The sequence below is a fragment of the Anaerocolumna xylanovorans DSM 12503 genome (assembly GCF_900143645.1).
Taxonomy (GTDB): Bacteria; Bacillota; Clostridia; order Lachnospirales; family Lachnospiraceae; genus Anaerocolumna; species Anaerocolumna xylanovorans.
In genome coordinates, this window is record NZ_FRFD01000019.1 from 37,816 (window position 1) to 59,264 (window position 21,449).

General features: G+C 38.1%; 20 protein-coding genes and 1 pseudogene. 8 read left to right on the forward strand and 13 right to left on the reverse strand.

The window, feature by feature from the left end:
• Positions 1-89: 89 nt before the first annotated feature.
• Positions 90-1,028 carry a hypothetical protein gene (locus BUF11_RS23315; protein WP_073591275.1) on the reverse strand — a complete coding sequence of 313 codons (939 nt, stop codon included), beginning with the start codon at positions 1,026-1,028 and terminating at the stop codon, positions 90-92.
• Between the two features lie 305 nt (positions 1,029-1,333).
• Between BUF11_RS23315 and BUF11_RS23320 the strand changes: the two genes are divergently transcribed.
• The 4 genes from BUF11_RS23320 (at position 1,334) to BUF11_RS23335 (ending at position 4,614) form a co-directional block, all read left to right on the forward strand.
• Positions 1,334-1,645: a hypothetical protein gene (locus BUF11_RS23320; protein ID WP_073591276.1), complete on the forward strand. Its 312-nt coding sequence runs from the start codon at positions 1,334-1,336 to the stop codon at positions 1,643-1,645.
• 1 nt (position 1,646) lies between these two features.
• On the forward strand, positions 1,647-1,958 hold the full coding sequence (locus BUF11_RS23325; protein ID WP_073591277.1) for a hypothetical protein: 312 nt from the start codon (positions 1,647-1,649) through the stop codon (positions 1,956-1,958).
• Positions 1,959-2,042: 84 nt separating this feature from the next.
• A complete protein-coding gene (locus tag BUF11_RS23330) occupies positions 2,043-3,101 on the forward strand; it encodes a WD40/YVTN/BNR-like repeat-containing protein (protein ID WP_073591278.1) in 1,059 nt (352 codons plus the stop codon).
• A gap of 229 nt (positions 3,102-3,330) precedes the next feature.
• On the forward strand, positions 3,331-4,614 hold the full coding sequence (locus tag BUF11_RS23335) for a LysM peptidoglycan-binding domain-containing protein (RefSeq protein WP_073591279.1): 1,284 nt from the start codon (positions 3,331-3,333) through the stop codon (positions 4,612-4,614).
• Between the two features lie 249 nt (positions 4,615-4,863).
• On the opposite strand, the gene glgD is transcribed toward BUF11_RS23335, so the two are convergent.
• The 3 genes from glgD to BUF11_RS23350 all read right to left on the reverse strand — a co-directional run bounded on the left by glgD (position 4,864) and on the right by BUF11_RS23350 (position 8,300).
• A complete protein-coding gene (gene glgD, locus BUF11_RS23340; protein ID WP_175562140.1) occupies positions 4,864-5,979 on the reverse strand; it encodes a glucose-1-phosphate adenylyltransferase subunit GlgD in 1,116 nt (371 codons plus the stop codon).
• Positions 5,980-6,054: 75 nt separating this feature from the next.
• On the reverse strand, positions 6,055-7,263 hold the full coding sequence (locus BUF11_RS23345; RefSeq protein WP_073591292.1) for a glucose-1-phosphate adenylyltransferase: 1,209 nt from the start codon (positions 7,261-7,263) through the stop codon (positions 6,055-6,057).
• Positions 7,264-7,481: 218 nt separating this feature from the next.
• Positions 7,482-8,300, reverse strand: a complete 819-nt coding sequence (locus BUF11_RS23350) for a sulfite exporter TauE/SafE family protein (RefSeq protein ID WP_073591280.1) — start codon at positions 8,298-8,300, stop codon at positions 7,482-7,484.
• Positions 8,301-8,567: 267 nt separating this feature from the next.
• Between BUF11_RS23350 and BUF11_RS23355 the strand changes: the two genes are divergently transcribed.
• Positions 8,568-9,452, forward strand: coding sequence for a LysR family transcriptional regulator (locus BUF11_RS23355; protein ID WP_073591281.1), 885 nt, complete (start codon positions 8,568-8,570; stop codon positions 9,450-9,452).
• Between the two features lie 413 nt (positions 9,453-9,865).
• Here BUF11_RS23355 and BUF11_RS23360 read toward each other — a convergent pair whose 3' ends face one another.
• From BUF11_RS23360 to BUF11_RS23380, 5 genes are read right to left on the reverse strand one after another with little or no spacing between them, the layout of a single operon-like run.
• A complete protein-coding gene (locus tag BUF11_RS23360; RefSeq protein WP_139243501.1) occupies positions 9,866-10,927 on the reverse strand; it encodes an isocitrate/isopropylmalate dehydrogenase family protein in 1,062 nt (353 codons plus the stop codon).
• A 15-nt stretch (positions 10,928-10,942) separates the two neighbouring features.
• A complete protein-coding gene (melA, locus tag BUF11_RS23365; protein ID WP_073591283.1) occupies positions 10,943-12,247 on the reverse strand; it encodes an alpha-glucosidase/alpha-galactosidase in 1,305 nt (434 codons plus the stop codon).
• Between the two features lie 55 nt (positions 12,248-12,302).
• On the reverse strand, positions 12,303-13,664 hold the full coding sequence (locus BUF11_RS23370; protein WP_073591284.1) for an ABC transporter substrate-binding protein: 1,362 nt from the start codon (positions 13,662-13,664) through the stop codon (positions 12,303-12,305).
• A 54-nt stretch (positions 13,665-13,718) separates the two neighbouring features.
• Entirely contained in the window at positions 13,719-14,576 is an 858-nt protein-coding gene (locus BUF11_RS23375; protein WP_084558851.1) for a carbohydrate ABC transporter permease, read from the reverse strand.
• A 3-nt stretch (positions 14,577-14,579) separates the two neighbouring features.
• Positions 14,580-15,482 carry a carbohydrate ABC transporter permease gene (locus tag BUF11_RS23380; RefSeq protein ID WP_084558852.1) on the reverse strand — a complete coding sequence of 301 codons (903 nt, stop codon included), beginning with the start codon at positions 15,480-15,482 and terminating at the stop codon, positions 14,580-14,582.
• A 365-nt stretch (positions 15,483-15,847) separates the two neighbouring features.
• On the opposite strand from BUF11_RS23380, the gene BUF11_RS23385 reads away from it, so the two are divergent.
• Both BUF11_RS23385 and BUF11_RS24560 read left to right on the forward strand, forming a co-directional pair.
• Positions 15,848-16,717, forward strand: coding sequence for a LysR family transcriptional regulator (locus BUF11_RS23385; RefSeq protein WP_073591285.1), 870 nt, complete (start codon positions 15,848-15,850; stop codon positions 16,715-16,717).
• A gap of 35 nt (positions 16,718-16,752) precedes the next feature.
• A complete protein-coding gene (locus BUF11_RS24560) occupies positions 16,753-16,890 on the forward strand; it encodes a hypothetical protein (RefSeq protein ID WP_175562141.1) in 138 nt (45 codons plus the stop codon).
• 590 nt (positions 16,891-17,480) lie between these two features.
• On the opposite strand, the gene BUF11_RS23390 is transcribed toward BUF11_RS24560, so the two are convergent.
• Complete coding sequence (locus BUF11_RS23390; protein ID WP_073591286.1) at positions 17,481-17,732, reverse strand: kinase to dihydroxyacetone kinase; 252 nt, start codon at positions 17,730-17,732, stop codon at positions 17,481-17,483.
• 473 nt (positions 17,733-18,205) lie between these two features.
• Between BUF11_RS23390 and BUF11_RS23395 the strand changes: the two genes are divergently transcribed.
• A complete protein-coding gene (locus tag BUF11_RS23395; RefSeq protein WP_073591287.1) occupies positions 18,206-20,023 on the forward strand; it encodes a YncE family protein in 1,818 nt (605 codons plus the stop codon).
• Here the strand turns inward: BUF11_RS23395 and BUF11_RS24185 are convergent.
• The 3 genes and pseudogenes from BUF11_RS24185 to BUF11_RS24565 form a co-directional block, all read right to left on the reverse strand.
• Positions 20,003-20,155, reverse strand: a pseudogene (locus BUF11_RS24185) (IS66 family transposase); the annotation flags it as partial. The gene BUF11_RS23395 and the pseudogene BUF11_RS24185 sit on opposite strands and share 21 nt — an antisense overlap.
• Positions 20,156-20,420: 265 nt before the next feature.
• Positions 20,421-20,837 (reverse strand): pyridoxamine 5''-phosphate oxidase, encoded by a 417-nt coding sequence (locus BUF11_RS23405; protein WP_073591288.1) that lies wholly within the window; start codon positions 20,835-20,837, stop codon positions 20,421-20,423.
• Between the two features lie 73 nt (positions 20,838-20,910).
• The coding region (locus BUF11_RS24565) for a DUF6273 domain-containing protein (RefSeq protein WP_175562114.1) at positions 20,911-21,449 on the reverse strand (539 nt) is incomplete at its 5' end.

Sequence of the window (21,449 nt, forward strand, 5' to 3'; positions counted from 1 at the left end):
CTTAACAGCATAATTATATACCTTATTGATTAAGGGGCTTTTGTAAAATAGACGAATAGTCTATGGGGCAAAAGCCCCTTTATTTATTTTTACCATTCATAATGTTGATCAACCGTTTCCATTTTCACCGGCTTAAATTCATCGTCCTGCCATAATAAAAGTATCTTTAAATTGTTTTTATAATAGTTTCTGCCACCAATTTTTTGATATAATACGAAAGCTGTTTTATCCTCATATTTTTCTGTTCCAATACCCCAGGCGTAGCTGCTGATCAAATCGTTATCACGATATCTTACATCCCGATTGTTGTCGTTTCTTTCAATCTGAATTACTTCCTCATAATTTACATAATCAGCAAATAAAGTTATTTCACTGTCAGTATCATTTTTTGCATATACCGGATAACCAGCAAGATATTTATCACTTGTAGTGTCGTCGACAGGAGCCGGTAAAGATATCCTTTCATACTCCGCCCCGGTTTTACGAAAGACTGCTGTTTCACTATAAGATTCCGGTTCTGTCATCGCATCATGATGTCCTAAAAAAATAATTTCATTGTTACCATCGCCTGTTAAGTCGGCTCCTATTATTTTTATACCAAGAAATGCGTCATCAAACATTCCAAGCTCCAAACTATCACCATTACCAAAATCTATACGAAAACTCACCTTATCAGGCACTAAGCCCTGTGATTTTTTGCTTGGCTCTGTATAAGATGCCTCTCTGTATACCCTATCCGTTAATCCATCATTATCGTAATCACTTAATTCATATTTGGTTCCAAACCAACTTTCGACAGAATCCATGTAACCATTATAAGCTAACATTTCATTATGCGATAATTTGAGTTTTCCATCATCGTTTGACTTTATATCAGTATCAGTTTCTCCCGGAGCCTGGGCATTCATGTTTCCTGCTATATTATTATTGCCGGTTTTTCCCGCTGATGTTATATCTTTAGTCCCACACCCAGTCATAATTAGACAAATTACAAATATGCTTATTAACAACTTATCCTTTTTCATCATCTCAAAATCCCCTCTGTATAAAAATACTATATTTTAAACATTACTATTCATTGTAATAAAATACAACTTAAATTTAGTTTTGTTGTGTATATGGCAAATGCAAGGAATGACAGGGATATTTAATTGTTATTTATATTTCCTTCCATATACTTCATCTATAAACTCCCAGTAACTTTTGATATAATTCTATTGAAAAATTATGTTTTATCAATGATTAGGGGTTAGATTGAAAAATGCATTACATTTTTCAACTTTCTATTTCGGCAGTATCGCAAGTAAACTTGCGATATGCATGGAGGATCTAAATGAGAAAGAATAAAACGAAAGAAACTTCGTTAAAAGATCTTGAAAAGCTTTTGAAACCAAAATTAATAGCCCATATTTGCTATGGACTTATTTATATAGGCCCCTATCTTCATCTTTATTTAATTCATATTGAAAAATCATATGAGCGGCTGTTGACTGCAACCATACTGACCGGGATTTGTCTGCCCTTGTTTACGTTAAACTGGGTATGGTATTTTTATGAGTTAAAGCATTATAAATCAGCGGCAAAAGAACTTTATGAAGAGTCAATAATAAATATGGAAGAATGCAACTCAAAAGAAGAGGTATAACATGGCTATAAAGCGACCCCGTATGAACAACAATTACAGTAAGACTGCAAATTTAATCTCTTTCTTTTTATTAATAGCAATAGCAGGACTTATTGACAACATTCTTTTTCGAATACTGGGGATATTTATTTTTTCATCTATATTTGAAATATCCTATGAAATTATTTTTAATAAGAAAGAGTTTTTATTGGTAATGAATGCAATTAAGGATGAAAAAGATATAAAGCAAAAGCTGGCCGGTATAATTGCTCTTTTATTTATTCCACTTTTCACAACCATTCTTGCTGTAATCTTTAATTTATTAATTATGTAAAAGAGTTATCTATTGAAGGACAATATCATTTGTACTACACTGTAAATGAATTCTTAAATAAATTATTTATTGCAGGTAAAAACTATGAAGAAAAAATTATTTGTCCTATGTACCTTTTTGACTTATTGCATCATTACAATAAGCTGCAGTAAGCAGATTTCAACGCCTGATAAACCAGATAATACAGAAGCTAAAGAATCAACGATAACAAACCCAGAGCCGTCTGCAATAACACCATTAAAAGTAACTTCACCTGCAAAAGCCGTACAACAGCCAGCTATCTTAAAGAACGTATGTACCATATATATGAAGGACAGCAACAGGGGGTGGGCATTATTATTTGACGGCAGTTTAATAACAACAAGCGATGCCTGGATTACCCATAAAGAGATACATAAATTTTTATCCTTCAATAAGGATGCATCCAGGCCATCCATTTCCTGTGTGAATGGTACCTTAATCGTAATTGGCTATTTTAACAAAGAGCGTGAAACCGTTGATATTTACAGGACAAAAGATAATGGAGATACCTGGTACACAAGTCATATAAAGGATTCTGCGCTAAAGCTTTCAGGAGGCGGCGATATATTCAGCAGCTTTATAGATAAGAAAAACGGATATTTGTTATGCTGCGGTAGTCCAGCCTGCGGATTAATGCCTAAACTCCTCTTCCAAACAAATGACGGAGGAAAGACCTATAAAAAAACAGCCGATATATCATACATCGACGGCTATCCTACCGGAATCGCTTTTAATAAAGATGGTAATGGATATATAGCAAGTATTTATCACGGAAATGATAATGCTTATCTATATATTTCAACCGATAAAGGAAAGACATGGAATACTTCAACTGTACAACCACCCAAAGATTTAGACTATGCATATATTGATGGATTTCCTCCCTGCTTTATCGGAAAAGACAGCTTTATGATTTTAAAATATGTGATTAATGGAGATGCTCTTCCTAACTATATTATGTTTTGTTCTTCAGACGAAGGAAAAGCCTGGGCCTCTAAAGGGTGTATCCCTTTGCAATCAGCGATTTCCAGCTATTGCTTTAGTGATAAAAGTACTGTTTATGTCATTGATGACACAGGTATCATGATTAAAATAGTACGAAGCAATGATAAATGGAATTAAATTCTGTAATGTTTACCATTAATTTAATACCATTAAAAATTCACAATAAAATGCGCCATAAAAACTCAAAGGATTTAATTTTATCACTGTTTTATTAAACTATTATTGCTTATTCCCATATATTATTATAACTATATCTATGAGGTATAATGTGAAAATTAAAAAACAATTTTCACTTTCTATTTAAGCAGTATCGCAGGCAAACCTGTGATATGCATGGAGGATTGTTATGATAATACACATTGTCAAACCTGGTGAAACCATCCAATCAATAGCAGAATATTATGGAGTACCTGCAGATAAGCTTATTCAAGACAACAACCTTAATACCCCTGATAATTTGACAATTGGTCGATCAATCGTTATTGTAAAACCAGAAACAATATACACAGTTAAAGAGGGAGACACACTAGCAAATATAGCTGATTATTATAATGTATCTATCATTCAATTATTAGCCAACAACCCTTACCTGGCAGATAGAGAATATCTATATCCGGGTGATACTATTATTATCAGTTATACTAAAAAAGGGGTAATAACAACGCATGGTAATACTGTCCCTAATATCGATAAAACTACTCTAAGAAGGACCTTGCCGTATTTAACATACATTTCGATATTAAACTATACTGCCACCAATGACGGAGATATAATATCGTATTATGATGATACGGAGATAATACAGATATCAAAGGCTTATGGTGTTGCTCCTCTAATGTTGTTAACCACACTAACCATTCAAGGAGAAGCAAACGTAAAAGCGGACTTTGATATACTTTTAAACGAAGAGTTCCAAAATAGACAAATAGAAAATATACTAACTATCTTAAAATCAAAAGGTTATTTGGGTTTAAATCTTTCCTTACAATATATAAGTTTATCTAATATCCAGCTGTATGAAAGTTATCTTGTAAACGTAACAAGCCGTTTGAACGAAGAGGGATATCAAGTATTTGTTACTATTAACCCCAATATAAATGAAATAAATAACGAGGTAGACTTTCAAAAAATAGATTACTCCCTAATAAACCGTTTAGCACAAAATGTAATATTCACGAGTTATGAATGGGCATTTAATATTAATCCCCCCTCACCAATCACCTCTGTTTCCCGAACTGAAGTATTTTTGAATTACGTTCTGAATTTTATTCCGCCTGACAAAATAATTATCGGCATAGCAACTTTAGGTTATGACTGGGAGTTGCCTTATGTAGCCGGTCTTTCTAATGTAAATCTTATCTCATTTGATAATGTTAATAACCTGGCAAATGAGAATGGAGCCATTATCCACTTTGATGATGTCTCTCAAACACCTTATTTTACTTATACTACGAATAATCTTGTGAATCATATTGTTTGGTTTATTAATTCCCGAACGATTAATGCCACATTAGATTTGGTATCAAAATATAATTTGAGAGGGATAAGTATATGGAACATAACCGTTTTCAACCCTCAATTATGGCTAATTATTAACTCTCAATATGAAATTAGAAAAGTTGTGATTTGAACAGGCTGTCTATTATGTTCAATACCTCTTTTTGTCTGCCGGCATTTAAGGTGTTTAAATCCTCTTTTTAGTAAAAGCTTTAACTAATATTGCCCTATCCTTTTCCACTTCAAAAATCAAAAAATCCTTGTCTTCCTGAATTGTCCACACCTTATGGATAATGGCACATTTCCAGCCGCTTTTAATAAGCCAGGGCATCAAAAATTCCCTCGAATTTTTGATGCCCTGGCTTTCTTGCAGATAGCTTTCTTACAGCTTGCTTCCTTTATTCACATAAATAGGCTGCTGTTCACAGCCAACTAACATTCTTCCATTGCTAAAAGTAACAGCTTTATCCGATAGTACATACTGAAGAATTGCATTTTCCCCTACATATGTTCCTTTCATCAGAATGGAATCCTTTACTACTGCTCCCTTTTCGACCGTGACTGCAGAAAATAATATACTGTTTTCCACCTGACCTTCTATGAGACAGCCGTCTGCTATCAGGCTATGAGATACTTTTGCTTTATGTCCGTACCGGACCGGGATTTCATCCATTACTTTTGTGTAGACCGGACCATGGTTGTAGAAAAGTACTTTCCTTGCCTCCGGCTCCAGAATATCCATATTTGCCTTGAAATAATCATTTAACGAGTTAATTTTTCGAAGGAATCCATTATATTCCCATGCCGCAATTTTGTACCGGCATAGATTTTTCTGAAAAATATCTTTTTCAATATCTGTCAGGCTGTAGGCCATAGCCTCCTGAATCATACTGACCAGAAACTGTTTACCGGTAATCCACATGTTTGTCCCGATGATATCCGATTCCTTTGCTGTTTGAGATATTTTCATATCGGTTACCAGTCCTTCTGGGGATAAGCTGTAAACGGTTTCTTTCTTTCTCTCCTCTTCCGCTTTCAATTTATAGGAAATCACCGTGATATCAGCTCCCTGGGTAATATGAAAGGATAGCGGCTCCTCCCAATCCATATTGCAAATGGTATCGCAATCCGTGATAATAACATAATCATATCTGGATCTGTCAATATATGTCATGATGCCATTTAAGGCTTCGATTTTATTCTTGTAAATCCCCGCTGATGAGCGTCCATAGGGCGGAAACAGGAATAACCCTTCCCTTTTTCTTGCCAAATCCCATTCCTTGCCGGAACCTAAATGTTCAAGCAAAGACTGGTAATTGCTCTTGGCTACAATTCCTACACTTGCAACGGAAGAATTTCGCATGTTGGATAAAGCAAAATCCACTAAACGATATTTGCCGCCAAAGGGAAGTGCCCCCATGGTTCTGCTGCCTGTTATTTCATGCATCTCTTCATCATGCATATTGGAAAATATGATCCCGATTGCATTCAGGTTCATTTTAACTCCTTTCGTGAACATCAAATCTTTGATTTGATATTCCTGAATACGTAGTTGAAAAATGCATCGCATTTTTCAACTTATTACCTCCCGGTGGTCAACGTCAACCATCATGTTTCCTTCCACTGCTTCAGAATCCTGTATGTGAACGTTTCTGCCGATAACCGTTAACGGGATAGATTTTTCAGTATTTTCAGGAGCAGCTTCTCCGATACAGGACATCTCACCGATAACTGTATTTTCATCAACAATAGCATTTTGGATTTTAGCCTGCTTCTTAATATAGGCCCCCGGTAAAATGATAGAATTACTGACAGATGCACCTTCTTCCACAGTAACTCCCTGAAAGATTACAGAAGAAGAAATATTCCCGGAAATACTGCACCCTTCCGTAATAATGCAGTTATCTACCTTTGCTTTGCTGCTGATATAATGGGGCAAACGTACAGGGCTGTTGGCATAAATAGTCCAATGCATATCACTTGTCAGTATATTTTCCTTTTGGTTTAACAAGTCCATCTGTGCCTCCCAAAGGCTCTCCACCGTCCCAACATCCTTCCAATATCCATAAAAAGGGTAGGCATACATCTTTTCACCGGCTGCAAGCATGGCAGGAATAATATTCTTCCCAAAATCATTGGCGGAATTGTCACACTTCTCATCCAATTCAAGATAATGCTTTAATTTATCCCAACAGAAAATATAAATTCCCATAGATGCTTTATTACTCTTAGGCTCCTTGGGCTTCTCCTCAAATTCATAAATCTGATTGTCTTCTTTTGTATTCATAATTCCAAAACGGGAAGCCTCCTTGATATCCACCTCAATTACCGCAATGGTGCAATCCGCTCCTTTTTCTTTGTGATATTCCAGCATGCGGTAGTAATTCATTTTATAAATATGATCCCCTGACAGAATGAGGACATATTCCGCCTTATACCTGTCAATAAAGGGGATATTTTGTGCTATAGCATTGGCAGTACCCGTATACCAGTCAGAAGCTTCTCTTCTTTGGTAAGGCGGCAGTATATGAATTCCCCCATTTGCCCTGTCTAAGTCCCAGGACTGTCCATTGCCGATATAATCATTTAACTCATGAGGCTGATACTGGGTCAATACACCAACCGTATCTATTCTTGAATTGACGCAGTTGGATAAGGTAAAATCAATAATCCTGTATTTACCGCCAAAATAAACAGCCGGCTTTGCCCTGTTCTTTGTCAGAACTCCCAGCCTGCTGCCCTCGCCTCCTGCTAAAAGCATGGCAATACATTCTTTTTGCATAAATACCTCTTCTTTCATTATGCCACTCATTATTTTAAAGACTCATGCTGTATGGCAAAAGTATTTATAATAAAACTCGCTATCATACTATTTGTGAATACAATGTCTTTTATACTCAAAATGATAATCGCTTTTGTTTATTATCATTCCAAAAAAGACAGCTTTTATAATATCAGAAAATTTGTAAAAATGTAAATTCAAAGAAATTTTGTGTGCAACTAGACAAGTCCCATATACAAAATGCGCACACCTGCAAAAATCAACGCAATCGCCAGACAAAGCATTATAACCGAGCCCTTTATGTGCTTGGATATGCGGGCTCCTATTTGTGCACCTGCTGCCGCACCGCAGGCAATGCTAAGGGACATAGCCGCATTTTGAGTTAATGAACCATCTCCTAAATGCACCAAAATGCTGACAGCAGAAGAAAAGACCAGGGCAAAATGGGAGGTAGCTGTAGCAAAGTGGGCCGGAAAGCCTAAAAGCACCAATGCCGGTACATGTACGATTCCGCCGCCAATTCCTAAAAAGCCTGATACAAGGCCCACAAATATACTAATGAGAATACCGGAGACCATATTAAAGGAAAATGATATTTCATGCCCTTCACGGTCGGTCAGATTCCTTTTTACCCGAAAACGCCCCTCCCGGTCGATTGGAGCACTGCTGTTCCCCATACGGCTCTTAAGGATAATCACAACCGCAAAAACAACCATAAAGGCCCCAAAAATACAGTTAAACATCTGACGACTGACATATCCCGTTAATATAGTCCCAATAACTGCTCCCGGAATTGTTGCAATAGCGAAAATAATACCTGTTTTATAATCAATACGTTTCATAAAAGCATAGGCAGAAGACCCGGAAGCAGAATTAAAAAAAACAGTAATCATGGAGATTGCAGTAACAGTTTCCGCTGTCATGGACGGAAAACATATAAGAAGAATCGGCGTCAGCAAAAATCCTCCTCCGGCTCCTATCAATGTACCAAACCCTCCTACTGCAATTCCAAGGAGCACAAATAAAAATATCGTCATTACACACACTCTCTTTCTATTATTCTTATTACGTATCGTTCATTTTATATCCCATGCATACCGCAGGCAGGCTTGCGGTACCGCATTTTTCAAGCTAATTACTTGGCTTTTTTCCTTACATTACAAATTATTCTTCCATTAGAATGTTCCGGTAATACCCTGTTATATTCAATATCGTCATTATTAGTTTATATCTTGTTGAAACATTAGTAAAATAGTATAATATAATAGAGTTCATTGTATTTTCATTATAAAGGAGTTGATAAAATGACATTGCGACATATGAGGATCTTTGTGGCCGTCTGTACTCATAACAGTATCACCAAGGCGGCCGATGCCCTATTTCTTGCCCAGCCAACTGTCAGCCTGGCAATTAAGGAAATGGAAGAATATTATGGTGTCAGCCTGTTCAACCGGATTTCACACAAGCTGTACCTGTCTGAAACAGGCAGGCTTTTTCTAAGTTATGCTACTCATATTATTGAACTTTTTGATGAATTGGATGCTAAAATTAAGAACTGGGATACTCTTGGCACTCTTCGTATCGGTGCAAGCATCACAACCGGGACATATCTTCTGCCGGGACTCGTATCCGAATTCCATAAGAGTCACCCTCAGATAAAGGTACAGGCTGCAATAAAGAATTCTGAAGAATTAGAAAAGCTGATTATGCTAAATGATTTGGATTTTGCACTTATTGAAGGTGAAATCCACAATAGTCAGATTAGAAGTGAAAAGATTATGGAGGACAAGCTAACTCTCATATGCGGAGCTAACCATCCCATGGCCGGTATCGACTCTACTGATATCCGCCAGCTTGCAAGCTATGATTTTATACTCCGTGAAAAGGGAAGCGGAACCAGGGAATTCTTTGACAGCACACTTATGGTCCATAACCTGACGATTAAACCCATCTGGGAAAGTGTCAGCACCCATGCCATTTTAAATGCTGTCAGCTGCGGATTAGGCCTATCTGTCTTACCTCACATTATGGTAAAACCCTATCTCGATACCGGACGTGTGAAAGAAATTAAAATAAATGATGCCGACCTTGTAAGGCCCTTTTACGTTATTTACCACTGCAATAAATTCCTGTCAAATAGTGCAAAGGATTTCATGGCTCTATGCAAATTCCCGGTAGAAATACTATAATAGTCTTAACCTGCATCAAAAATCCCAAGGTCAATAATTTCTTTAGCAAACTTGCTCTTCCCCCAGCAGTGGGGTGCCGACAAACCTATTGATACTTTTTATCTGCCCCGCCATATCCATGCACATGAGGTGCGCTTGGGCTGGGAGCACCGCCTGACTTGCCATCCAGCTATTCTATCTTTATTGTTTTCCAATTTATTTACATATCTCCTTTTCATTTATTCTTTCAGTCATTGTTTGGTTATTTTTCAATTATCAATTACAATGTTTATATAGATACGAAAGTTTAAAAATTAAGGCTGGGCACACAGCCCAGCCTATTTACTATTGTCAAACCTTTATTAAAATCATTGTACTAATTAACGGTATTTTTACAGAAGGGAGGGGGGAGGGAACTTCGTGACAGTGAAATATTAATTTAAACGGTTAAGGATTGCCTGCCCAACCTGGTGAGTCGTTGCAGTTCCTCCCATATCCGGTGTCAGTACTGTACCATCTAACAGTAAATCTTCTATTGCCCGCAGTACTTTTTGTCCCCACTGGGGATATTCCAGGAAATCAAGCATTTGACTAACCGCCCATATTGCTGCCAATGGATTCGCAATGCCACGGCCTGCAATGTCCGGAGCTGAACCGTGAATAGGCTCAAACATCGATGGGTACCTGCGTTCAGGATTAAGATTTGCACCGGCTGCCAATCCAAGTCCTCCGGCCAGTGCAGCCCCCAGATCCGTTAATATATCACCGAACAGATTCGAAGTGACAACTACCTGAAAACGTTCAGGATTTTTAATCATATACATACTGGCAGCATCCACCAAATAGCTGAAAGTTTTAACATCAGGGTATTCCTGTCCGATTTCTTCAAAAATCTGATCCCAAAAAACCATAGAATAATTTAGTGCATTACCTTTGCTTATACTTGTAAGGGTTTTACCTTCTTTACGTGCATATTCATAGGCATACCGAATGATACGTTCGCAGCCATGCCTTGAGAAAACACCGTTTTGCAGTACCACTTCACGAGGGGTATCTTTAAAAAGCCAGCTGCCGCTTCCTGCATATTCTCCTTCACTGTTTTCCCGAATGAAGGTCATATTAATACTTTCCCTGCTGATGTCTTTTAAGGGGCAGGGAGCACCCTTTAGCAGAACTACCGGACGCAGATTGACATATTGGTCAAAACTTTTCCGAATGTTCAGCAGCAGATCCCAAAGAGAGATATGATCCGGAACTCCCGGATATCCCACAGCCCCCAGAAAAATAGCATCAAACGCCATTAATTGATTGATACCGTCTTTCTCCATCATCCTGTTATGCTTGAGGTAATATTCGCATCCCCAGGGAAAATTTTGATAGTTAAATTGAATTGTTTTATCCAATTCCGCTACGCGATCCAATATATTGATTCCTTCCGAGATTACTTCCGGCCCAATTCCGTCACCCGGTATTACGGCTATTTTATGTCTTTTCACATTAAACCTCATTTCTTATTTATATTCAGGCATCCAATCTTTGTGCTTTTCAAAGAGCTCATCGCACATGTTTGTGATTTCTTCCAGGGTCAGCTCACCAGCTGTATGAGGGTCTAACATTACAGCATGATAAACATCTTCTTTTCTCCTTGTCTTTGCAGCCTGAATTGCCAGCAGCTGGACATTGATGTTTGTACGGTTTAATGCAGCGCATTGCTCCGGCAGCGCTCCGACATAAGTAGGTGTAATTCCGCTTCTGTCAGCTATACAGGCTACTTCCACACATGCTTCCGGCGGCAGATTAGAGATCAAGCCATTATTTATAACATTGCCGCCGAACTTAAAGGGCATGTTTGTTACATGGGCTCCGATGATATTGGCTGCATATTCCACCGATTTTTTATGGGTAAGGGTGGGATTTTCCGTTAATTCTTTTCTCATAGTGGTCCATTCATTAATATGCCTGATACAGCGTCTTGGGTATTCATCTAATGGTATATCCAGCTTTTCAATCAGCTCAGGCGCGTTTCTTTTAATGAAATAGGGCATATATTCTGCATTATGCTCACTGGATTCCGTCACATAATAACCAAACCGCTGCATAATCTCGTGGCGTACTTTATCGCCCTTAGGATATCCCTGTAAGGAGCGCTGTTTAATCTCCGGATAAAGATCTTTTCCGTCTTCCATAATTTCTAACAACCATGCCATATGGTTAATTCCTGCAATTTTCCACTGAATATTTTCCGTTTCAGTCATCCCAATGCCTTCAAACAATTCTCTCACACATTTTTGCACGCTGTGGCAAAGTCCGACCGTTTTCACATTGGTATGACGAAGCATATAGCCAGTCAGAATACCCATTGGATTGGAATAGTTTAGAAAGAGTGCATTAGGGCACACTTTTTCCATCTTTTCTGCAAACATTTCCATAACAGGAATTGTACGCAAGGCCCGGAACACTCCTCCAACCCCCAAGGTATCGGCAATGGTCTGGCGAAGACCATACTTCTTAGGTACCTCAAAGTCTGTCACCGTACACGGCTCATAGCCCCCCACCTGAATGGCATTAATAACAAAATCCGAATTTCTTAAGGCTGCTTCCAGATTTTCCACACCCACATACCTTTCAAAAACGGCACGGTTATTATTGGAATTGGCGTTGATATTAACCAGCATATTGTAACTGTCATTTAACCTTTGGGCATCAATATCATAGAGGGAATAGCATCCGTCATGTAAACCTTCTGTCAGCATGCAGTCCCCGATAACATTACGTACGAAAACAGAACTGCCTGCTCCTAAAAATGTAATTTTCATATTTGGCTCCCTTCTGCGTGCTTTAGCACGTGTAACTTCCTTTACTACTTCCTATTTACTCATCAATAGCTGCTTGCATTTCTTCTTTCATGGCTTTAACTGCCTTCTCTGCTGTAGCAGATTTATCAATTGCCAGATAATCCATCTGTTCATTCAGTATGGCATTCAACTGCTGGAAACGGGTAGAGGTTTCATCTGCTGCCATTTTCTCATCTACCGTTGCAACGATACTGGTAAAGGTCTTCATTTCATCGGTAAAAGACTTATAATTAAGCCCTTCCGAGATAAGACTCTTTCGAACAGGGAGGAAGTTACCTTCTTCACAAAAAGCCTTCATATTCTCCTTATTTGTGATATAGTCAATGAAAATTGCAGATGCTTTGGGGTATTTTGTTCCTTTGTAAGCAAACAGGCCGTTTCCGCCCATATCGGAGGTTGTCTTACCGCCAACCTGAGGCATATAGGTTACCCCCCAGTTATCCGGCATGTTCTCCTGCATATAGGAAAGATGCCAGCTGCCTGCAAATACAAAGGCAAGTTTTTTTGCAACAAACATCATGTTATTCTGAGCATCCTGGGTAAATCCGGTATTAATAATCAAATCATCTTTGCGCAGGTCTTCATATAATTTGAAAGCTTCACTTGCTTTGGGTGAATCAATGGTAATTTGAGTGCCGTCATCGCTTAAAACAGCACCGCCGTTCATATAAACAAAGGGTAAGTAACGATAGCCGCTATTCTTTTCCCATATTCCGCCAAATGCATATTCAAGATTATTATCTTCCTTTAACTTTTTCGCATATTCCTTCAATTCATCCCAGGTCCATCCATCGGCAGCATTTTGGGGAATCCGGATATTGGATTTTTTGAACATCTCTTTATTGTAGAATAGGCCAATAGTGTCCGTATGATGGGGCATTCCCACCAGGCGTCCATTGCTTGTAACGGCTTGTTTATAAGCCGGCAGCAGATCATCTGTTGATTCTGTGTTAATCATATCTGTCAAATCAAGCATGACATCGGCTTCTTTGAATTTTCCTAAACGCTGGTATGTATAACGCATAACGTCCGGCCAGTTGTCACCGGCTATCATGGTATCTAACTGGCTGACATAGGTATTGGAAGGATACGCCTCTGCCTGCAGGGTGATTTCCGGATGGTCTTTCTTAAATTTGTCAAATATCAGTTCCCATGCTGCGGCGTCCGACGGAGACCCCTCCCAATATAAGAATTTAACAACAGCCCCTTCTTCCGCTGTCAGTTTTCCGCTTTCCGCCGTACCTGTAACCTGCGAGGTACCAGTGTTTTTTTCAGAATCCGTCTGGGATCCTGTTTTACCCGAGGCACAAGCAGATAACAGTGCGCAAAAAAGAATAATTGTAAACCCAGCCATTTGTTTGATAATACGTTTTTTCATATAGTTTCCTCCTACATATATAGTTTTATGGTATTTATAAAAGAATTATGGGGATTAACCCTTGATTCCTGTGGATGCAATTCCTTGCACAAATTGCTTTTGGAATATGAAAAACACAATAAGCACCGGCAAAATCGCTATCAATGAGGCACCCATCAGCATATTCCAATTAATATACTGTGAACCGTTAAGCATAGCTAACCCAATTTGAACGGTATACATTTTACTATCTGATAAAACAATGAGGGGCCACTGAAAATCATTCCAACGCCACATTACCGTAAAAATAATCAGAACACTTAATAAAGATTTGGAATTGGGTAAGATGATATGTCTGAAAATTCCAAACTCTGTAGTACCGTCAATCCTTGCCGATTCAATCAGCTCATTAGGCAATTCCGACATAAACTGACGGGATAAAAACAGGCCAAAGGCTTCGGCACAGGGAGGAAGAATAAGTCCCCAATAATTGTTTAGCAGATGCAGCCTGGATATGATCATATAGTTCGGTATCATTGTGACCTGAATCGGTATCATCAGGGTACTTAATACAATGAAGAAACAGACCTCTTTTCCTTTAAATTGAAACTTTGCGAAAGCGTATCCCGCCAGAAGGTTGATGAACACTGTAATGACTGTTGCGCTAAAGGTTACTATAAAACTGTTCTTAAAAAGGATTAAAAAATTTGTCTCCTTTATAGCTGCTATAAAATTATTAAAGTGGAATTCACTCGGCCATAGAGTCGGCGGATAGGTAAATATTTCACTTACCGGCTTTACAGCGGTTACAAACATCCAGTAAAAAGGAAAAAGGACTAAAAGCGTTACTATGCCAATAAATAAATACTGGGCAGCCATAACCACCGGATGCTTTTTTTTAACATACTCCTGTAAAACAGCTGAATCTTTCATTATCTACCTCTCCTTTTGCATCTTGAATCGAATTATTGTAAAAATCAGCAGGATAAAAAACAGTACAATACCGGCTGCTGAGGCAGACCCATACTGATTTTTTTGAAAGGCGGCGTCGTATATATATACCACGAGTGTTTTGGTGGAATTCAGGGGGCCTCCCTTGGTCATAACATAGATAAGATCAAAGGAACGGAAGGAATAAATAACACAGGTAATGAAAATAAACAGGTGGGAAGAGGTAAGTAAAGGCATTGTGATATACCGGAATTGCTGCCATTTGCCAGCGCCGTCTACAGTAGCGGCTTCATAATATTCCGGTGAAATCCCCTGTAATCCTGCAATATAAATTACCATGTTATACCCGGTTCTTATCCACAATGTGCCCACGATAATCATGATCATTGCATATTTAGGATCGTTTAGCCAATCAATAACCGGCAGTCCAACACTTTTTAGCAGAAAATTGATCAGTCCGATTTGCGAATTAAACATCCAGACAAACACCATTCCGGCAGAAACCATGGATACAACTGCCGGCATATAAATCGCACTTCTGAAAAACCCACGGAATTTAAGCTTTTGATTCAAAAAAATTGCAAAAAAAAGTGCTAAAGCCATTAACATTGGTACCGTAGCCACGGTCAGCTTCAGCGTGTTCAAAAGAGAAATCAGAAAGACATCGTTTTTGAATAATTTAACATAATTCTCCAAACCGATGAATTTTGGTTTACCCATACCTCCCCATTTTGTTAAGCTGTAATATGCAGACATAAACAGAGGAATTATCATAAATGTCAGAAACAATATCATATTAGGCAAAATGTAAAGATAGGGAACAACTTTCACATTGTTCCAGAAATGCTGTTTTGTCACATCCCTTTTATTAATTAGCCGCTTTCCCATGAAAAATACCACTCCTTTTGGTTCGTTATTTGATGCTGTCTGACTGTCAAACAACAGTTTCGATTACAGCATGCCTTCTTTTGCGGATTTCCGACATAATCAGACAGTACCATTGTCCGCATTTTCCCGCTTACCGATTGCCATGCTGATACCATTGCTAAAACGCATGTCTCCTTTCTTGTGTATATTGTTCAAATATGCCACTGTTTTTGTGCAGTTTTTGCATATATTTAATATGTATTTTCATTATACTTGACGAAATTCAATTTGTAAATTATCATTATTTTATAAATCAATAAGTTTTTCCTATAACTATAGGCATTATTACCAATATGCTATAATTTGTCAATAAAGGAGGTATTACATTGAAATTGTTACAATTGAGGTATTTTTATGAGGCATGCAGACACAACAACATTACCAGGGCGGCTGAAGAGCTGCATGTTTCCCAGCCTTCCATTTCCAATGCCATTAAGGAACTGGAAACCGAATTCGGCATCACCTTATTCCATCGTTTGAACAAAGGGTTTTCCCTGACAAAGGAGGGAAAAATATTCATGGAGCATGCCGAAAGCCTGTTAACACATGCAGATAATATATCTCATATCATGGAGGACATGGGACATAAAAGAAACATGCTTCGTATTGGAATTCCGCCTATGATAGGCACTTTTCTTTTCCCAAAAATATACCGGGGATTCAAAGAAAAATACCCCAGCGTAAACATTGTTACCCAGGAGCAGGGCACCCAATCCCTTATCGAAGCAATTGAAGATGAAACTTTGGATATGGCCATTGTTCCAAGCAATAACCTTTCCGGCAATATGTTTCATATACTTAATCTCACTCAGACAGAAACCGTTTTTTGCACTGCCCCGAATCATAAACTTGCCGGAGAACAAATGGTTACGATTCCGATGATCCAAAATGAACCGCTTATTTTATTTCACAACGGATTTTTTCAGAATGATGTTATTACACAGTTATTTTCCAAATACGGAGCTGTGCCTAATGTCATACATTATTCCAGCCAGTTGTATACAATGAAAGAGTTTATTGCGGGCGGTATTGCTTGTGGATTTTTATTTAAAGACATTGTACAGTTAGTTTCCGGTGTGGCAGGTATTCCATTGTCCAATCCCATTCATGTTCAAATCAGCCTGGTTTGGAAGAAAAACAATTATATGTTTAATGACATGGTCCGCTTTATCAATTATGTAAAAAAAATCTTCTGAAAATTATTTGTCTTTTTATGATTGGGGCATGCAGCATGATTGCAATAAGCTGCGGTAAGAAAATTACCATACCTGGTAACACAGACAATGCAGAATTAAAAGAATCAGTGGCAGTACTGTCAAAGCCACCCGAAGCTACACCATTAAAAGCGTTCTCGACTCCAAAAACATAATTTTCATCCTTTGATAAGGATGCATCCAGACCATCTATTTCCTATGTGAATGATACCTTAATCGTATTTGGGTATTTCAGCAAATGACGTGAAATAGTTGATATCTATGGAACAAATGACGGAGGGAAGATCTACAAGAAAATAGATGATATCTCTTACATAGATTGATATACTACCGCTTGTTTCGGAAAAGACGGCTTCCATTACTTTCGTGTAGGCCGGACTATATCTGTAGAGAAGTAATTTTTTTCCTTCCGGTTTCGGAATGCCCTCGTTTGCCTTGAAACAGTCATCTGATAAATTAATTTTTCAAAGGAATCCATCATATTTTGCAGTTAAAAAGTTTTATGCATTTCCATAAGCGGATTCGTTCTTTCTATTTTATCCTCAATATACATACATATTGAAACAGAACTTTTGATGCTATAATCATTATTTTAATACCAAAAAAGTCCCACATACAAGATATGTGCTCCAGCTCAAATCCAGGCAATAACTTATATCCTGATATTCCTCCTAAAAATACGGCAAATACTATTAAAAGAAGCCGTCCTATTTGCTTTATAAGCTATCTTCCCGCATAAAATTAATTACCCCTGTAATCCTCTGGATTGTCTCTCCATATCTTCTACCACAATATCATAAATTTCCCCTAAAGAAGAGCAATACTCCAATACTTGCCACGGTTCATTAGTATGGAAATGAATCTTAATAAGTTCTTCGTCTCCGACAGCTAATAAGCAATCTCCTTTTAAGTTACTAGTAAAATAATCATTTATAGCATCTTCATCCAAATTCTTTCCTTCAATAAGAAGCTGTGTATCATACTTAAATTCTAACATACTATTTATCCTCCAAATTCCTGTTTATCGTTATTTTACTTTAATCATCCGCAAGAGTAAATGATTTTGAATCAACTTTTTCTTTTATGAAAATATAATAGTTAAAAAACCTCTATCTCTTGGGTTTAATATACCACTTTCTATAATTTCAGAAAACATTTCTTTGCCGAAAGCATAGGACTGATGGGAAGTGTATCAAAGTTTTAATTAATGCTTCTTGTCCGCTTTCTTCCTGGTTATCAGAAATAGAGCAAACATCGATAAGAGGTATTATATAAGCGATTTCCTTACGGATAATTTTATATTAAAATACATAAAGTTACTATACCCAATTACTCTTTTACATAATTCATCTTTTGCTATATAATGAGTAAAGACCGAATATTCGTACACGCTAAGCAGCGCAATTCAGAAAAATCATTATGTTACATAGAGAACAAACGGAATACATACCAACCTAAAGGAGGTATTTAATGAAAAAACACCGCAAAATCAAAGCTTTTTTGCTGGCTGCCTTAATGCTGGTTTTTATCATTCCCGGTATATTTACCGGACTTGGAACAATAACTGCTTCAGCTCTTTCTGCTTCAAACTCCAATGAGTTTGCTGACAAAATAACCAATACATTTTTTATACTAAGCAACGACCTGTCTAACACGGAAGTGGCCGCTTTTTATCAGGATTTGAACTCTCCTAATGAGCACTTATCTGTAGATTATATTTACGCAGACAGTATAAACAGTGCATTGACTGATAAAAGCTGTTCCGGTAAACTAGCATCGGCGGATAATGTCATTATTATCGGACTTCTGCCATCAAAGACAGAAGTAGACGACATAAAAGCAGATATGAGGGCAGATTCCAAACTTTATTTTACCGGTACTCATAATTTCTATAGTAACCAGTTAGATACTACGAAAATTAATGTATTATCGGCACATCAGTTATGGATTGACATGTACTATGCCAAAATTGCTGATTTAAAACAGCTGAACTTTCATAAACCGGATTCCAAGCCTACCCCTGCTGCCGGGTTAGCTCTGGCTGTTTATCTGCAATACCAGATTAGCAATAACACATGTGCCGATACTTCCTATGCTGCGCTAGATAGCAAAATGGATTTAAAGAACCAAAAAGGAATTGATGAACAGCTATACAATACTATCAGAAAGTTTGTACCGGAAAGGACTTCCTATCCGGCAATTGAAAATATCCCCGTCTTGAGGTTAAAGGAAATCAATAAGCCTGAGCTTTTGAATCAGTATACCCAAAAGTCTTATGATGTTTTTGATCAATTATATAATTCTAACGTCAGTGCCGGTATCTTTTCCATGGAACAGACGCCAGAGAATACGCCAATCTGCTACAAGGCCTTATATCTTGATGCTGATGTCTTTAGCAATAAACAAGTATACTCATGGAACGGCAGCAAGTGGACCAAGTCCAAATCCGGTCTTCGGGAGGAATATGCCTTAAGGGTGCTGACCTGGTCAGCCGGAAAATGGCATGAAAAGATTTACCGCTTCACTAACCATTCAGGAAAAGCCAATCCCTTAAAAACCTCTGAAGCCCTGAATATTAAAAGGGATAGCACCGGCAATTGGTACATGTCCTATAAATCAAACGACAAATATTTCATCGCCCAGTTGGATAAAACCCTCAAAGTAAAATATCAGGTTAAAGTCTCTGCCCTTACTGACAGCCAGTATTCTGATTTCCACCTGTTATCAAACGGGAAAGTTCTTCTGGAAACCTATGAATCTGCTGCTAATTATCCTTATGAAACGATGTACAATGACAGCTTAAGGCTTTATCATAATTTACAGCTCCTTGATCTGAATGCAGGCAGGATTACAAAAGAATATGATGTCGGTTATTATCCTTACGGATATGTAAAAATTAATGGCAATTTTATTTATATGCGGGATAGGTCGAAGGAAAAAATCATTGTAATTGATTCCAAATCCGGTAAAGCAATAAAAATAATATCTCTGGCGGATTATGACTATCTTGTCAGTCCCTATGATTATTCAAAAGAATTGGGTTCTCAGTACGACTATGACTATTCAATCTCAGGAAAATATCTATACCTGCTTAAAAAATCGGGAATTTACAGAATTGATATAAACAATGGAAAATTCAGAAAAATCATGGATAACAGCTATACCCCCTTTGGCATACAAGATATGAGATTTCTGGATTTTGAAGTAAAGAGCTCTTCTACCATGTATATAATGGCCGTTAACTTTGATGCAGAATGTGCTACGAATTTTTATACTTATACAAAGTAACCAATTTCCTCGACCTACTGTGAATGGACGTATACTGTTTTCTGCTAAGTTGTTGCAGATGAAACAGTTGCCATCCTTCTGGTTAGTGGCATATTTAAAGGCATTATTGAGCTTGGATTTCGGAACGCATTTTTAATTTTTTGGGCCTTACTGTTATCTAAGACAATCCAGACCTACACTTTGTCAGCAGATAATTTTATATCCTGCTCAGTTTAAAAATGAAGAGAGTGGTTTGCATTATAAACAGAATATTTATACAGACTAAAGGCACGGGAATTTCCGTGCCTTTAGTAAATCTACGTCACTAAATTGAAGTTTGCCGGTTTGCTAAATGAATCTCCTGTAGCTTTGTTTTACTTCGACTACAGGAGCGAACACTAATACTATAAGGATTTATTTATTTTGCCGTACGATTGATAAAATCAACTTCATACTGCTGCTCACCGTATTTTCTTTCATTGTCAGTAATAGTACCCTCTGTAAGGGTGATACGCAGAACGATTGAGGTCGGATTGTTTTCGTCGCCAACTTCATCGAACCAATCGAAGATGCTTTTGAACTTCGCTCTAATTTCCGCATTCTTCTCGTCTTTGACCCAACCGAGATTTCCGGCCGTGCCCTGGAACGTATACCAGCCTAACCCACCGACGGAAACCTCTGTATTCTTCTCAATTTGCAGCATTTTATTTTTCTTTGCATCCGTAGAAACATAAAATACGCCGCCTTCATAATAGGCGCAGACCATACGGACAGCGGGGCGGGGATTTCCGCACCGCTCCTCCATCAGTTTCATTGCGTTTTCGTACTTGCTCATTTTAATTTTCTCCTTTGCATTGATGTCATTTATGTTGTAATGATAATCGAACCACTTGAAAAGTGCCCCAAGTTTATAATTCCAAGCTCAGCCACAGAGCAGGACGAACTCCGCCGCTGTTATCGCCTGTTGAAGGATGAATCGTGTTGCTGCTGTAGCGGAAGGTGCCGTTTCCCTGAATGCCTACATTGCCGTCGCCGTGGATATATACGGCTCTTCTATTGTCACGCCCGGACGACCGAAGCCACCACCACCATACATACCCATCGAATGTCGATCTTCGCTTGTTGTTGTTTTGGTCTTTCCTTTGAAACCAGTATCGTTGTTTGGCGCTGCGGTTTTCAAGGTTTTTACTGCTGTCACCGAAATATTTACACACTACTTCTTCAATGCTTAGAAGAAATATGTAATCCCAAGTATCTTCTCCGCCTCTTGAACCGTACCACTGATTGTCGTGGTTTTTGTTCAATGCCGGAATGATTCTTGACTGTTCGGCCGCGGTGAATTTGTTATAAAACTCACTGTTAAGATATTTTCTTAGCGAGCAGTCAGCCCATGTCACATCACCAGCGCAATTATTATAGGGGTGTTGTTCGATCACGTATTCAGTTA